Here is a 13515-nt window from a genome sequence, read left to right on the forward strand (position 1 = left end):
GAGCGTGAGGTGGCGCGCCGGGCTGGGGTGTTGCTGGCGGAGCGGGCTCCTGGGCTGGACGCGGTCACCCGGCGGGTGCTGACCGCGTTGCTGACCCGGACCGCGAGTGGGGCCCGGCTGCTGGTGCGGCCGGAACCTGTCGCGGGGCAGGCGGTGGCGTTCCTGGTGGCGGCTCGTGGGGTGTTCGCGGTGCTCGTCGGGGAGCGGGTGCCTGTGGACGCCGAGCTGGGGCAGGCCGTCCTGCACGCCGAGCAGGGGTGTGCCGGGATCGCGGGGCCGCGGGGGCAGGTGCTGGCGCGCAGCGCGGTGCACCTGGCGGTGGTGCTCGGTGGCGACGCCGGGCCGCCGCGGGAACGGCGGCTGGGCTGGGTGCTGACCGAGGCGCAGGTGCCGGAGTTGTTCCGGCGGGACGCCGCGCACCTGGACCGGACGCAGGTTGATTCCGTTGCGGGGCAACTGGTTGAGCGGCTGTCTGACTATGTGGATCTGCGGGTTTCGGCGCCGGAGAAGGCCTCGGCCGGTGAGGGGTTGCTGGGGCTGGCGGAGGTCACCGAGGATCAGGTGGGGGCGGCGCAGCTGCGGCCGTTCGAGAGCTGGCTGACCTTCCTGCACCCGCAGCAGCAGGCGGTGGCGGTCCGGAACTACAGCGGCCCGGCCCGGATCAGCGGGCCCGCCGGGACCGGCAAGACCGTGGTGGCCTTGCACCGGTTGCGATTCCTGGCCCGGCGCAGCACCGGACCGCTGTTGTTCACCACTTTCGTACGCACGCTTCCGTTGGTGCACAAGGCTTCCTTCGCCCGGCTGGCGCCGGAGCTGGTGGAGCGGGTGGAGTTCACCAACCTGCACGCCTGGGCGCGGGAGTTCCTGCGGGCGCGCGGGCATGAGGTGCTGGTGCGGTCGAGTTCGGCGGAGACCGCGTTCAGCCGGGCCTGGGTGGTGCACCGGTTGACGTTGCAGGACATCGAGGACGTCGGCTACTGGCGAACCGAAATCGACCGGGTGATCAAGGGCCGGGGTGTGAGCAGCCTGGCCGAGTATCAGCGGACGCCGCGGCGCGGGCGGGTGCGGCGGCTGGACGGCGCGCAGCGGGAACTGGTGTGGGCGTTGTTCCAGAGCTACCAGCGCAATCTGGCCGAGCGCGGGCTGCACGACCACAACGACCTGATCGCGCTCGCCCTGGCCGAACTGCGCCGGGAACCACCGCAGCGGCGGTACGCGGCGGTGGTGGTGGACGAGGTGCAGGACATCACGCTGATGGGGCTGCGGCTGTTGCGGGAGCTGGCCGGGGACGGGCCGAACCGGTTGCTGCTGGTCGGGGACGGGCAGCAGCAGGTGTACCCGGGTGGCTGGCGCCTGTCCGACGCGGGCATCCCGGTGCAGGGGCGCGGGGAGATCCTGCGGGTGAACTACCGGAACCGGGCCAAGGTGCTGGGCTTCGCGCAGCGGTTTGACGCGACCAACCAGGTGGACGATCTGGACGGGGCGGCCGGGGTCGGCTTGCGTGAGGTGGAATCGGCCAACTCCGGTGGGAAGATCGAGTCCTGGCGTGGGCCGGAGGCGGAACTGGGTGCGGCGCTGCGGACCGCGCTGGCGGGCTCGTCTGTCCCCAATGGACGGACGGCGGTGATCGTGTTCCAGCGCAAGGACCTGGATCGCTGCACCGCGTTGTTGCGCTCGGCCGGGATTCCGTTGCTGCGCCTGGACGATTACCTGGGAGCCGAGGACGACCGGGTCAAGGTGGGCACGGTGCACCGGGCCAAGGGCCTGGATTTCCAGGCGGTGCTGGTGGTCGAGTTCAGCGCGCGACCCGAGGAGGACGAGGAACAGCGGGAGCTGCGCGGGCGGCAGCAACTGGTCGCGGCGACCCGGGCGCGGGACTACCTGTGGTGGGGCACCGCCGAGGCCGGCTGATCCGGCCCCGGCGGCACCTGGTCACACCCGGCGGATCCGGGCCAGCCAGGCCGGGAGATCACCGAGCTGCTTACCGCCGTCCGCGTTCAGTCCGACCACACCGCGGTACTGGCTGTCGATGAGTTCCTCGATCACCCAGCCTTCGGCGAAGGCCGACCGGATCACCGTGTCGCTGATCTCCGGGCCGTAACCGGGACCCTTGTCCGACAACACGAGCAGGTGCACCACCGCGCCCGGCCGGCAGACCCGGTGCAGGCTCCGGACGTAGGCAGGCCGGTCCCGATTGCCGAAGACGTGGAACAGCGCACTGTCCAGCACCGTGTCGAACCGCGGTCGCTCACCCAGATCCAGCGCGTCGGCCAGCTCGAACCGGGCCGGGACCTGGGCCCGGAGCGCGTTGGCCCGCGCCTCGGCGATCGCCCGCGGCGCGTAGTCCACGCCGAGCACGCTGTGCCCCAGGCGAGTCAGTTCGATGGTGTGCCAGCCGTCCCCGCACCCCGCGTCCAGGACCTCACCCCGGAACTCCCCGCGGGCGGCCAGTTCCAGCAGCACCGGCTGCGGTTCGCCGATCACCCAAGGCGTGGCGCCCTCGGCGTAGGACCGCTCGAAGACGTTCGGATCGAGGCGTTCCCGGATCTCGGCCAGCTCCTCCTCGGTCGGCGCGTCGTCCTGGGTGAGCTGCCGCCGCCAGTAGCCGCTGAACTCGATGGCGCGCTTGGACATCCCGCGTTCGGTCACCAGGTGGCGGCGCAGCGCGCGGACCGCGCCCGCCTCCCCCGCCAGCCAGGCGAATCCGGTGCCGGACGGGAACTCCGCGGCGCGCACCGCGTTGAGCAGCACCTCCGGACCGGTGCGATGCACCCAGTGCACCTCGATCTCGGCCGCCGAGTCGAGTCGCTGTTCCTCGGCGGCGTCCAGAATCTCCAGGTACACCAATGCCTTCTTCCCCGCTGGCAGGGATTCCAGCAGGGTGGCGATGGCGGGCAGAGCGGTCTGGTCACCGGCGAAGAGCAGCCAGTCGGACTCGCCGAGCGGGCGGGCGTACTGCGCGTCCGGCCCATACCGGCCCAGCACATCGCCGACCCGCGCCCCGGCCGCCCAGGCCGTGGCCGGGCCACTGTCGTTGCCGTGCAACACAAAATCGACATCGATGGTGGCGGTGTCCGGGTGGTAGGCCCGCACAGTGTAACTGCGCATGACCGCGCGCTCGGCCGCCGGGATGGCCAGATACGCCTGGTACCAGCGCATCGCGTCCCCGTCGGCCTGCGGCTCGGGCAGCACCGGCTCGGTCTGGCCGGGCCGCGGGAAGCACAGTTTCAGCTGCTGGTCCGGCCAGGTGTCCAGGTTGTCCAGACCGGGGCCGGTAAAGCTGACCCTGGTCAGGTGCGGGCTGAGCCGCCGTACTCCGGTGACCTGGATGTGCGCGACGAGTGGTTCGGTCATGCTCAGACCCCCACGTACTCGCGGAGGTGCCGGGCGGTCAGCGTGTCGGCGTTCTTGACCAGCTCGGCCGGGGTGCCGGTGAAGACCACCTGCCCACCGTCGTGCCCGGCGCCCGGCCCCAGGTCGATGATCCAGTCCGCGTGCGCCATCACGGCCTGGTGGTGCTCGATCACCACCACGGTGTTCCCGTTGTCCACCAATCGGTCCAGCAGGCCCAGCAGCTTGTCCACATCGGCCAGGTGCAGGCCGGTGGTGGGCTCGTCGAGCACGTAGGTGGCCGCGCCCTCGCCCATGTGGATGGCCAGTTTGAGCCGCTGCCGCTCACCGCCGGAGAGCGTGGTCAGCGGCTGGCCGAGGCCGAGGTAGCCCAGGCCGACCTCGTGCATGCGGTGCAGGATGGTGTGCGCCGCGCCGGTGGCGAAGAAGTCCCGCGCCTCGGTCACCGGCATGGCCAGCACCTCGCTGATGTTCTTGCCGCGCAAGGTGTAGGTGAGCACCTCCGGGGTGAACCGGCGGCCATCGCACTGCTCGCAGACCGAGGCCACCCCGGCCATCATGGCCAGATCGGTGTAGACCAGGCCAAGGCCCTTGCAGTGCGGGCAGGCACCCTCGGAGTTGGCGCTGAACAGGGCCGCCTTGACCCCGTTGGCCTTGGCGAAGGCGGTCCGGATCGAGTCCAGCAGACCCGTGTAGGTTGCCGGGTTGCTGCGCCGGGACCCGCGGATCGGGGCCTGGTCGACGATCCGGACACCCTCCCTTGTGGACAGTGAACCGTGGATCAGCGAACTTTTGCCGGAGCCCGCCACCCCGGTGACCACCGTGAGCACCCCCAGCGGCACGTCCACGGTGACATCGCGCAGGTTGTGCAGGTTCGCGCCGCTGATGGTGAGCTGCCCGCGGGGTTCCCGGATCACGTCCCGGAGCTGGGCGCGGTGGTCCAGGTGCCTGCCGGTGAGGGTGTCGGAGGCACGCAGTCCGGCCAGGTCGCCGGTGTAGCAGATCTGACCGCCGCCGGAACCGGCCCGAGGGCCGAGATCGACGATGTGGTCGGCGATCTGGATGACCTCGGGCTTGTGCTCCACCACCAGCACGGTGTTGCCCTTGTCCCGCAACAGCAACAGCAGCTCGTTCATCCGGGCGATATCGTGCGGGTGCAGGCCAACGGTGGGCTCGTCGAAGACGTAGGTGATGTCGGTGAGGCTGGAACCCAGGTGCCGCACCATCTTCACCCGCTGTGCCTCACCGCCGGAAAGGGTGCCGGACTCCCGGTCCAGGCTCAGGTAGCCCAGCCCGATGCCGATCATCGAGTCCAGCGTCTCCAGCAGCCCGGCCAGCATCGGCGCCACCGAGGGTTCCTCGATGGCCCGCAGGAACGCGGCCAGGTCGGTGATCTGCATGGCCGAGCACTCGGCGATGTTCCTGCCGTTGACCAGCGAGGCCAGCGCGGCCTGGTTCAGCCGCGCGCCCTGACAGGAGGGACAGGTGGTGAAGGCGACCGCACGGTCCACAAAGGACCGGATGTGCGGCTGCATCGCCTCCCGGTCCTTGGCCAGGTACACCCGCTGCACCTTGACCACGAGACCCTCGTAGCTGGTGTTCATCCCGGCGATCTTCATCTTGGTCGCCGGCTTGTACAGGAAGTCCTGCCACTGCTGCTCGGTGTAGTCCTTGAGCTTGACGTCCGGGTCGACCAGTCCGGACAGGGCCAGCAGCTTCCAGTACCAGGAGTCCACCGCGAACTGGGGCACGGTGATCGCGCCCTCGTTGAGCGACTTCTCCCGGTCGACCAGGGCTTCGACGTCGATCGCGGTGGCCCGGCCCAGGCCCTCGCACTCCGGGCACATGCCCTCGGGCAGGTTGAAGCTGAACGCGCCGGAGGTGCCAGCGTGCGGCTGGCCCAGGCGGCTGAACATGATGCGCAGCATGGTGTGCGCGTCGGTGGCGGTGCCGACGGTGGAACGGGCGTTGGCGCCCATGCGTTCCTGGTCGACCACGATCGCCGCGCTCAGGTTGCGCAGCGAGTCGACGTCCGGGCGGCCCAGGGCAGGCATGAAGGACTGCAGGAACGCGCTGTAGGTCTCGTTGATCATCCGCTGGGACTCGGCCGCGATGGTGCCGAAGACCAGCGAGGACTTGCCAGAGCCGGACACCCCGGTGAAGACGGTGAGCCGACGCTTCGGAATGTCGACCGAGATATCGGCCAGGTTGTTCTCCCGCGCACCTCTGACCTCGATCACATCGTGACTGTCGGCAGCGAGACGACGACCATCCGAAGGCAGTGCCACTTGACCCCCATCGATCTTTAGGCTGTAAAGTGTTGGCCGGGAGACGGTACTTTATGGCGTAAGGAGTTGCAAGTTGGTGGTCTACGCGGCCCAGGGCGACGCAGCCCGGTCGATGGCGCTGCTCTGGCAGGGAACATCGGCTGACCTGCCCAAACCCGGCCCGAAGCAGGGGCTGGACCTGGCAGGCGTGGTCACCGCGGCGATCGAGGTGGCCGATGCCGAGGGCATGGCCGCGCTGTCCATGCGCGCGGTCGGCCAGCGTCTCGGACGCACCGCCATGGCGCTCTACACCTATGTGCCGAACAAGAACGAACTGCTCGATCTGATGTATGACCGGGTGCTCACCGAACTGCCAACCGAATACGACCTGACCGCGGGCTGGCGGGCGGCGATCACCGCGTGGGCGGAGGACACCTGGGACTTCTACCTGCGGCATCCGTGGGTGTTGCAGGTGTCCCAGGCGCGGCCGGTGCTCGGGCCGGGCGAGTTCACCGTGATGGAGACGATGCTGCGGCTACTCTTCGCCACCGGCCTGGACACCGAGACGGTGCGACGGCTGGCCGGGGCGCTGGCCCAGTACGTGCGCGGGGCGGCGCAACCGGGTGCGGAATCACGGCAGTCCCTGGCGGTGACCGGGGTGTCGGAGGACGACTGGTGGTACGCGCGCTCGGCGCAGCTGGGCACGGTGGCGCCGGACTTCCGGGAGCGGTTCCCGCTGCTGGGCAAGCTGGACCAGACGCCACCGCCGGATGACCAGGGTGATCAGCCGTACCTGGAGTGGGAGGCGCGCAAGAGCTTCGAGGTCGGGCTGGCGGTGCTGCTGGACGGGGTGGCGGCGCGGCGGGTCCAGGCGGGGTTGTAGCTACCGCACCGCGAACGGGGTGAGGCGGCGGTCCCGGCCGTCCGATTCGCTCAGGTACTTCCGGGTGATCCGCTCACGCTCGATCTTCTCCCAGGTGTCGGCGACCCCGGCCAGCCAGCGGGCCACCGCGTGCGCGATCTGGGTCGGCGGCACCGCGGTGCTGGTGGGCGGGTCGGCCGGATCCAGCGCCTCGGGCAGCTCGGGCCAGATCGGCGCGACGAAGGTGTGCGGGGCGGGCAGTGCGTCGTAGACCGCCTGCAGCGCGTCGCGTTCGGCCGCGATACCGGCGATGGTGGCGGCCGGGTCGATCCGCTGACCCGGGCTGATGTCCAGCTCCGCCAACGCCTTCGCCGCCGCCAGGGTGATCAGGCAGCGGCGGCGTTCCAGCAGCGCGGCGATCTTGTCCGGTTCGGCCCGGTCGACCACCCAGGCGCCGGTCAGCCGGGGCATCCCGTCATCCAGGCCGGTCTGCACATGCCAGATGATCACCTGCTCGCCCTGGGCGTCGGCAACGGCGTCAGCGCGGTCGAAGTCGGGCACCGGGCCAGCTTAGTCCCGGCTCGTGCGGCGATCTTCCGGCTGCACTTGCTATGCTTGCATTGGTGAAAGTATCCTGCATGCAAGTCTCTTACACAACCCTATGGAGGTGGGTGCCGTGAACGGGTTCATTGGGCGACGGCGCGAACTCGGCCTCCTGACGGATCTACTGGAGCCGGTCAGGACTGGTGGGCGCAGTGGACGACCGGGGCGCGCGGTATTGATCCGGGGGCGCCGGCGGGTGGGCAAGTCCCGGCTGGTCGAGGAGTTCGTGGAGCGTTCCGGGCTCGCGCACGTCTTCTTCACCGCGGTCGGGGGTTCCCGGGAAGAGGATCTGGCGGGCTTCACCGCGGAGGTAGCCCGTTCCAGCCTCCCGGAGGCTGGCCGCTTCGCCGACTTCGCAGCCCCGCGAAGCTGGGACGCCGCCCTGAGCCTGCTCGCCACCGCGCTTCCCACCGACGCGCCCAGCATCGTCGTCCTGGACGAGATGCCCTACCTCGCGCGCGAGGACCCGACCTTCGAAGGCGCGCTGCAGAAGGCATTCGACCGGACGCTGTCCAAGTTGCCGGTCCTGCTGGTGCTGATCGGCTCCGACATCGCCATGATGGAGCAGCTCAACACCTACGGGCGACCCTTCTACCAGCGTGGCACCGAGCTGGTCGTGCCGCCGCTGACCCCGGCGGACGTCGCGCTCATGCTGGAGCTGCCCGCCGCTGACGCCTTCGACGCCTACCTGGTCAGTGGCGGGCTCCCGCTGATCCTGGAGGAATGGCCGCGAGGCGCGGGCCTCTGGGATTACCTGGACCTCGCGCTGCGCAGGCCGACCTCGGCCCTGCTGGTGAGCGGGGAGCGCACCCTGACAGCCGAGTTCCCGACCGAGACGCAGGCCCGCACCGTCCTCGGCGCCATCGGCCACGGTGAACGCACCTTCACCCTGATCGGCCGGGCCGCGGGCGGGCTCAACCCCGGTTCGGTGACTCGCTCCCTGGACCTGCTCACCGGCCGCCGCCTGGTTGCCGCCGAACTGCCGCTGTCGACCCGGCCCAGCCGCGAGACCCGGTACCGGATCGACGATCCCTACCTGCGGTTCTGGCTTTCCTTCATCGGTCCCGGCATCCCGGTCGTCGAACGCGGTCGCGGCGACCGGGTCCTGGAGACCATCCGGGCCAGCTGGACGTCCTGGCGCGGCAGGGCCGTCGAACCAGTGCTCCGCGAAAGCCTGTGGCGCCTGATCGATGTGCGGCTACCCGAGAGCACCAACGCCATCGGCGGCTACTGGACCCGTACCAACGACCCGGAAATCGACCTCGTCGGCGCCGACCGATCCCCCATCGCCAAGAAGATCACTCTCGTCGGGTCGATCAAGTGGCGAGAGGACAAGCCCTTTGACCACCGCGACCTCGCCCGCCTGATCGTCCACCGTGCCCAGCTCCCCGGCGCGGACGAGGACACCCCGCTGTTCGCGGTCGCCCGCAGTGGCTGCACCGCCGAAGGCGTCACCCACCTCACTCCCGAAGACCTGCTCACCGCGTGGTGACCCCCAACCGACAGGTCGGGGCTCAGTCCTGGCTGGCGGCGAGCAGTTCCAGGTAGCCCTTGCCCGCCCGGAACAGGGTGTCCGCGTACGGTTCCAGCTTGCCGGGTGACCAGCGGCGGGCCTCGTAGGTCTCGCTAGCGGCACTCAGCGCGGCGTGGCTGATCTCCAGTTCCTCGGCCACCCTGGCCTGGTAGTCCACTGTGGACGGAGCTTCGGCGCGGACCGATTCGATGTCGCCCTCGGCGAGGGCGGCCAGGGTGTGCTCGGCGATGCCGGTCTCGGCGGACCAGATCAGCGCCGGGCGGACGATGTGGTGGTTCCACACCGGGGCCCGCGCGGAGCGCCACAGCGGCAGGAACGGGTTGCGGGACAGGCGGGTCAGGTTGGCCCAGTGCTGCGCGCCGGTGGGTTCGCCGCGCCAGGGCACCTCGGCCGGGGGCAGGTCAACGACCAGTGCGACGGTGATCAGTTCCGGCTCGGCGGCCGGGTCCAGGATCTCCCCGGCCGCCCACAGTGCGCGCACGCGCAACGGGCTGATCGGGTTGGGGTTCTCGATCAGCCCGGCGCAGGTCTGCGCCAGGGTTTCCAGGTGGTGCGCCGCGCGGTTCCGTTTCACGGCGCCATCCTGCCTGATCCGGCGGTGACGAACCGGGTGAGGGCGGCGATGGTGGCCGTGGTGCCGGTGTGCAGGTGACCGGCGATCCCCTGATCGCGGGCTGCCGCGAGGTGGCCGGGGGTGTCGTCGACGAACAGGGTCTGGTGCGCGGGCAGGGCGAGGGTGCGCAACGCGGTCTGGTAGCTGCGCGGGTCGGGCTTGGCCACGCCGGCCTCGGCGGAGAGCACCACGCCGTCGAAGGTGGCGCGGTGGCCGGAGCGGTTGAGACGGCGGCGGGCGCTGGGCCAGGCGTTGCTGAGGATGACGATCCGGGTGCGCGGGCTCCGCAGGTCGGCCAGCGCGGTGAGCAGGCGGTGGTTCCAGCTGACCTCGTCGGCGGCGGCGCGCAGGGCGGCCAGGGGTTTGGCGCGCAGGCCGAGGCGGTCGCCGATGAGCTGCCACCACTTGTCTTCGGAGGTGCGGCCGATGAGCACGGTGTCGTCGTTGCCGCCGAAGACCGCGGCCAGCAGCTCCGCGGTGGTCAGCTCGGGGGTGAAACGGGCGGCAAGGTCGTCCCAGTTCTCGGTGGCCAGCACGCCACCGACGTCGATCAGGATGCCGCGGCGGTGGAAGTCCATGATCGCGGTGGCCAGCTCCGGCGGCCACTCCCCCGCGCGCACCAGCGCGGCGACCTCGGCGTGCTGGTCCGGGTGCTCGGCCCAGTGCGGCACCCCGGCGCGGAGCACGGCGTGCAGCAGGTCGCCGGGGTAGAAGGTGGACTCGGTCAGCGGATTGGCGCGCAACTCCGCCAGGGCGAGCGGAATCAGGTGCGGCAGGCTGAGGCGCTGGCCGATCAGCAGCCGCAGGTCGGCGGGGGCGAGCTGGTCCAGGGGGACCTGGCGCAACTCGTGGCAGCGGGTGATCAGCCGGGTGGTGTCCGGCGGCGGCGGACCCCAGTCGTCCTGTTCCAGGTCGGTCAGATTCACTGCCCACCGACCGGTCGGTAGGCACGCAGGAAGACCTGGACGCCCGCGCTCACACTGGCCACCAGTTCCTGCTCACTGATCGGCAGCGCGCCGTAGATCGTGCTGGCCTGGACCTCGCCCGCGGCGAGCTGGGTGAAGTGCACCGCGGCGCGCTGCGGGTCCTCGATGGCCAGCAGACCGCGCTCGCCCAGCCCGGCCAGGCGGCGGGCGAGTTCGGCGGCGACCGGGCGCGGGCCGGTGTCCCGCCAGGCTTCCAGCAGGTCCGGCGGGAAGTGGCCGATCTCCGCCTGGATGTGCCGGACCAGGGCGAAATGGCCGTTGAAGGCGCGCATCGGGGCGGTGAAATCCAGCGCGAAGGCGAGCAGATCGGCCTCCAGGTCCAGGATCTTGTCCAGGTGCCGGGCCATATCGGCGAACAGGACCTCACGGACCTGGGCCGCGCTCTCCAGGATGATCGTGCGGAACAGGTCCTTCTTGTCCGCGAAGTGGTTGTAGATGGTGCGGCTGGAGACCTCGGCCTCCTTGGCGATGGTGTCGATGCTCGCCCGGGTGTAGCCGTCCCGCGCGAACACCGTCCGAGCGCCGTCGATGATCGCCTGCCGCTTCTCGGCCAGCCCCTTGCGACCGCTGTTTCCGCTGCTCACACCACTCCTCCAGAAGTTTCTTACAATGAGCGTTGTACTTGTTGCCACGATCGTTGTAACTTTGGCGACGATACCTGACCGGACATCCTTGGGGGAGTCATCATGTCGAACACTCCGTTGCGCGTGGCCGTGATCGTCGCCAGCACCCGGCAGGGCCGGTTCGGCTCGACCGTGGCGCGCTGGTTCGATCTCCAGGCCGGGCAGCACCCCGGCCTGGAGATCGAGATCCTCGACCTGGCCGAGACGCCACTGCCGGTGATCCTCGGCGGCGATCTGTCCACTGAGGACAGTGCCATACTCGCGCCGGTCACCGGGTTATTGGAACGCGCTGACGCGTACGTGGTGCTGACGCCGGAGTACAACCACAGCTACCCGGCCGCGCTGAAGAACCTGATCGACTGGCACTACACCCAGTGGCGGGCCAAACCGGTCGGCTTCGTCTCCTACGGCGGACTCGGCGGCGGGCTGCGCGCGGTCGAGCACCTGCGCCCGGTCTTCGCCGAGCTGCACGCGGTGACCATCCGGGACGGGGTGAGCTTCCACAGCCCGTGGACCGACTTCGACGCCGAGGCCAACCACCGCGACCAGGAGGGCTGTGCCAGCGCGGCGAAGCTCATGCTGGACCAGCTCGCCTGGTGGGGTCGCGCGCTGCGCACCGCCCGCGCCGAACTCCCGTACAGCGCGTGAGAACCATGACGACACAAACGATTCCGCGGTCGCGGGCGCAGGTCATCGCGCTCGTGCTGGTGCTCGGCGGGGTGCTCACCGGGCTGGACATGACCATCGTGAACGTGGCGCTCAAGCACCTCGCCACCGAGTTCGGCGCCCCGCTGGCCACGGTCGGCTGGGTGGTCACCGGGTACACCCTGGCGCTGGCCGCGGTCATCCCGGTCACCGCCTGGGCGGTCGGCCGCTTCGGCGCGCGCCGGGTCTACCTGGCCGCGGTCGGGGTGTTCCTGCTCGGTTCGGTGCTGGCCGGGGCGGCCTGGGACATCGGCTCACTGATCGGTTTCCGGGTGCTGCAAGGGCTGGGCGGCGGGATGATCATGCCGGTCAGCATGACCATCCTGGCCCGCGCGGCCGCGCCCGGCGAGCTGGGCAAGGCGATGAGCACCATGGGGCTGGGTGTCCTCATTGGACCGTTGTCCGGTCCGGTGCTGGGTGGCTGGCTGGTGGACGAGGTGTCCTGGCGCTGGATGTTCTTCCTCAACCTGCCCATCGGCGCGGCCGTGGTCCTGCTGGCACTGCGGCTGTTCCCACCGGATGACGCGCTCACCCCGCGCCGGCTGGACCTGCCCGGCCTGCTGATGCTCTCCCCCGGCCTGGCCCTGGTGCTGTACGGGGTGACCGTCGGCGGCGAGCACGGCGACTTCACCGCGTGGACGCTGCTCGCGATCGTGGCCGGACTGGCGCTGGTGGGCGGATTCCTGATGCGCGCCAAGGTGATCCGCGACCCGCTGATCGACCTCGGACTGTTCCGGGACCGGGTGTTCGCGGCCGGGGTGGGCACGCTCGCACTCTACGCCAGCGGCTACTTCGGCTCGATGTTCCTGATGCCGCTGTACTTCCAGCTCGCCCGCGGCGAGAGCGCCACCGCGGCCGGACTGCTGATCATCCCCGCCGCCCTCGGCTCCGGACTGATCATGCAGGTGGCCGGGCGGCTGGTGGACCGGTTCCCGCCGGGCCGGATCGTGCTGACCGGCATCGCCGTTGGGGTGACCGGAATGCTGGCCTTCGCCGCGCAACTTGCCATGGACGGGCCGTACTGGGGACTGCTGATCGCGGTGACGCTGATCGGGGTCGGCGGTGGCGGCACCATGATGCCGACGATGACCGCGGCCACCCGCACCCTGCCGCCGGACCGGACCGCGGCCGGTAGCGCGGTGCTGGGCCTGGTCAGTGCGCTGGCCTCGGCCTCGGGCACCGCGGTGCTCTCGGTGGTGCTGACCGCCAATCTGGCCGCGAGCGCGCCGGGCACGGCCATTCAACAGACCTACCTGCTGGTCGCGGGCCTGGTGGCGTGCGCGCTGCTGCCCGCGCTGATGTTGCCGAGGAGGCAGCCATGACCGAGATCGCCTTGCTGCGCCGGGAAATCCGCGCGCTGACCGACCGGGCCGAGATCACCGACCTGGTCAGCCGGTTCTTCCGGTCCCTGGACGAGCGCGGCTTCGACGCCCGCTGGGCCGCGCGGACCTTCGCCCCGGACATCGAGGTGCACTACCCGGTCGGTTCGTTCCGCGGCCTGGCCGACATGGCCGAGGTGCAGACCGTGACGATGAACCTGTTCGGCCCCACCCAGCACCTGGCGGGCAACCACCTGGTCGAGGTGGACGGCGACACCGCCACGGTGCGCTGGGACGCGGTGCACACGCACCTGCACCTGGACACCACCCAGCAGGTCCGCGCGGATCCGCCCGGCGAGCGATTCGTGACCGGCGGCTGGTACCAGGCCGAGGCGGTGCGCACCGCGGACGGCTGGCGGTTCCGCCGGGTCGAGCTGCACGTGACCTGGAAGCAGGGCAAACCACCACTGGTGACCGAGGAGGCAGCCGAGATCCTGGGCCGCCTTCGGGTCTAGCACCCACTCACATCGTGATGCTCCTATGGTTGTCAAGTCGTCTGCAGGGCCTGCATGTCGGCCAGGTCGGCCATCAACCGGGGATAGATCTCTCGGGCCAGATAGCGCTTGAGGCAGCGGATAAGGTGCTTCTTGGT

12 protein-coding genes are annotated in these 13515 nt (G+C 70.4%); 6 read left to right on the plus strand and 6 right to left on the minus strand.

Translation table 11 applies throughout. The features are described 5' to 3' along the window. The first annotated feature begins 9 nt into the window (after positions 1–9). Positions 10–1911 carry a UvrD-helicase domain-containing protein gene (locus ACTOWY_RS41195; protein ID WP_441315017.1) on the plus strand — a complete coding sequence of 634 codons (1902 nt, stop codon included), beginning with the start codon at positions 10–12 and terminating at the stop codon, positions 1909–1911. A 21-nt stretch (positions 1912–1932) separates the two neighbouring features. Here ACTOWY_RS41195 and ACTOWY_RS41200 read toward each other — a convergent pair whose 3' ends face one another. Together ACTOWY_RS41200 and ACTOWY_RS41205 are read right to left on the minus strand one after the other, a co-directional pair. Continuing rightward, positions 1933–3354 carry an SIP domain-containing protein gene (locus tag ACTOWY_RS41200; RefSeq protein WP_441315018.1) on the minus strand — a complete coding sequence of 474 codons (1422 nt, stop codon included), beginning with the start codon at positions 3352–3354 and terminating at the stop codon, positions 1933–1935. A 2-nt stretch (positions 3355–3356) separates the two neighbouring features. Then, entirely contained in the window at positions 3357–5591 is a 2235-nt protein-coding gene (locus tag ACTOWY_RS41205) for an ATP-binding cassette domain-containing protein (RefSeq protein WP_441315019.1), read from the minus strand. A gap of 121 nt (positions 5592–5712) precedes the next feature. Between ACTOWY_RS41205 and ACTOWY_RS41210 the strand changes: the two genes are divergently transcribed. Further along, the gene (locus tag ACTOWY_RS41210; RefSeq protein WP_441315020.1) at positions 5713–6501 is read left to right on the plus strand and encodes a TetR/AcrR family transcriptional regulator; all 789 of its coding nucleotides are present in this window, start codon (positions 5713–5715) and stop codon (positions 6499–6501) included. On the opposite strand, the gene ACTOWY_RS41215 is transcribed toward ACTOWY_RS41210, so the two are convergent. Next, positions 6502–7041, minus strand: a complete 540-nt coding sequence (locus ACTOWY_RS41215) for a hypothetical protein (protein WP_441315021.1) — start codon at positions 7039–7041, stop codon at positions 6502–6504. Between the two features lie 100 nt (positions 7042–7141). Between ACTOWY_RS41215 and ACTOWY_RS41220 the strand changes: the two genes are divergently transcribed. Next, the gene (locus tag ACTOWY_RS41220) at positions 7142–8575 is read left to right on the plus strand and encodes an ATP-binding protein (protein WP_441315022.1); all 1434 of its coding nucleotides are present in this window, start codon (positions 7142–7144) and stop codon (positions 8573–8575) included. A gap of 22 nt (positions 8576–8597) precedes the next feature. On the opposite strand, the gene ACTOWY_RS41225 is transcribed toward ACTOWY_RS41220, so the two are convergent. Genes ACTOWY_RS41225 through ACTOWY_RS41235 form a run of 3 tightly spaced genes read right to left on the minus strand, consistent with a single transcriptional unit; the run spans position 8598 to position 10800 of the window. Beyond that, complete coding sequence (locus ACTOWY_RS41225; RefSeq protein WP_441315023.1) at positions 8598–9191, minus strand: DUF7711 family protein; 594 nt, start codon at positions 9189–9191, stop codon at positions 8598–8600. Further along, complete coding sequence (locus tag ACTOWY_RS41230; RefSeq protein ID WP_441315024.1) at positions 9188–10156, minus strand: contact-dependent growth inhibition system immunity protein; 969 nt, start codon at positions 10154–10156, stop codon at positions 9188–9190. The genes ACTOWY_RS41225 and ACTOWY_RS41230 overlap by 4 nt, the downstream gene beginning before the upstream one ends. Beyond that, complete coding sequence (locus ACTOWY_RS41235; RefSeq protein WP_441315025.1) at positions 10153–10800, minus strand: TetR/AcrR family transcriptional regulator C-terminal domain-containing protein; 648 nt, start codon at positions 10798–10800, stop codon at positions 10153–10155. The genes ACTOWY_RS41230 and ACTOWY_RS41235 overlap by 4 nt, the downstream gene beginning before the upstream one ends. 102 nt (positions 10801–10902) lie before the next feature. Between ACTOWY_RS41235 and ACTOWY_RS41240 the strand changes: the two genes are divergently transcribed. The 3 genes from ACTOWY_RS41240 to ACTOWY_RS41250 are packed head-to-tail and all read left to right on the plus strand — an operon-like array spanning position 10903 to position 13378. Further along, positions 10903–11487, plus strand: a complete 585-nt coding sequence (locus ACTOWY_RS41240; RefSeq protein WP_441315026.1) for an NADPH-dependent FMN reductase — start codon at positions 10903–10905, stop codon at positions 11485–11487. Between the two features lie 5 nt (positions 11488–11492). Then, entirely contained in the window at positions 11493–12866 is a 1374-nt protein-coding gene (locus tag ACTOWY_RS41245) for a DHA2 family efflux MFS transporter permease subunit (RefSeq protein ID WP_441315027.1), read from the plus strand. Continuing rightward, on the plus strand, positions 12863–13378 hold the full coding sequence (locus tag ACTOWY_RS41250) for a nuclear transport factor 2 family protein (protein WP_441315028.1): 516 nt from the start codon (positions 12863–12865) through the stop codon (positions 13376–13378). The genes ACTOWY_RS41245 and ACTOWY_RS41250 overlap by 4 nt, the downstream gene beginning before the upstream one ends. The last annotated feature ends 137 nt before the right edge of the window (positions 13379–13515 follow it).

The organism is Crossiella sp. CA198 (assembly GCF_052078295.1).
Lineage (GTDB): Bacteria > Actinomycetota > Actinomycetes > Mycobacteriales > Pseudonocardiaceae > Crossiella.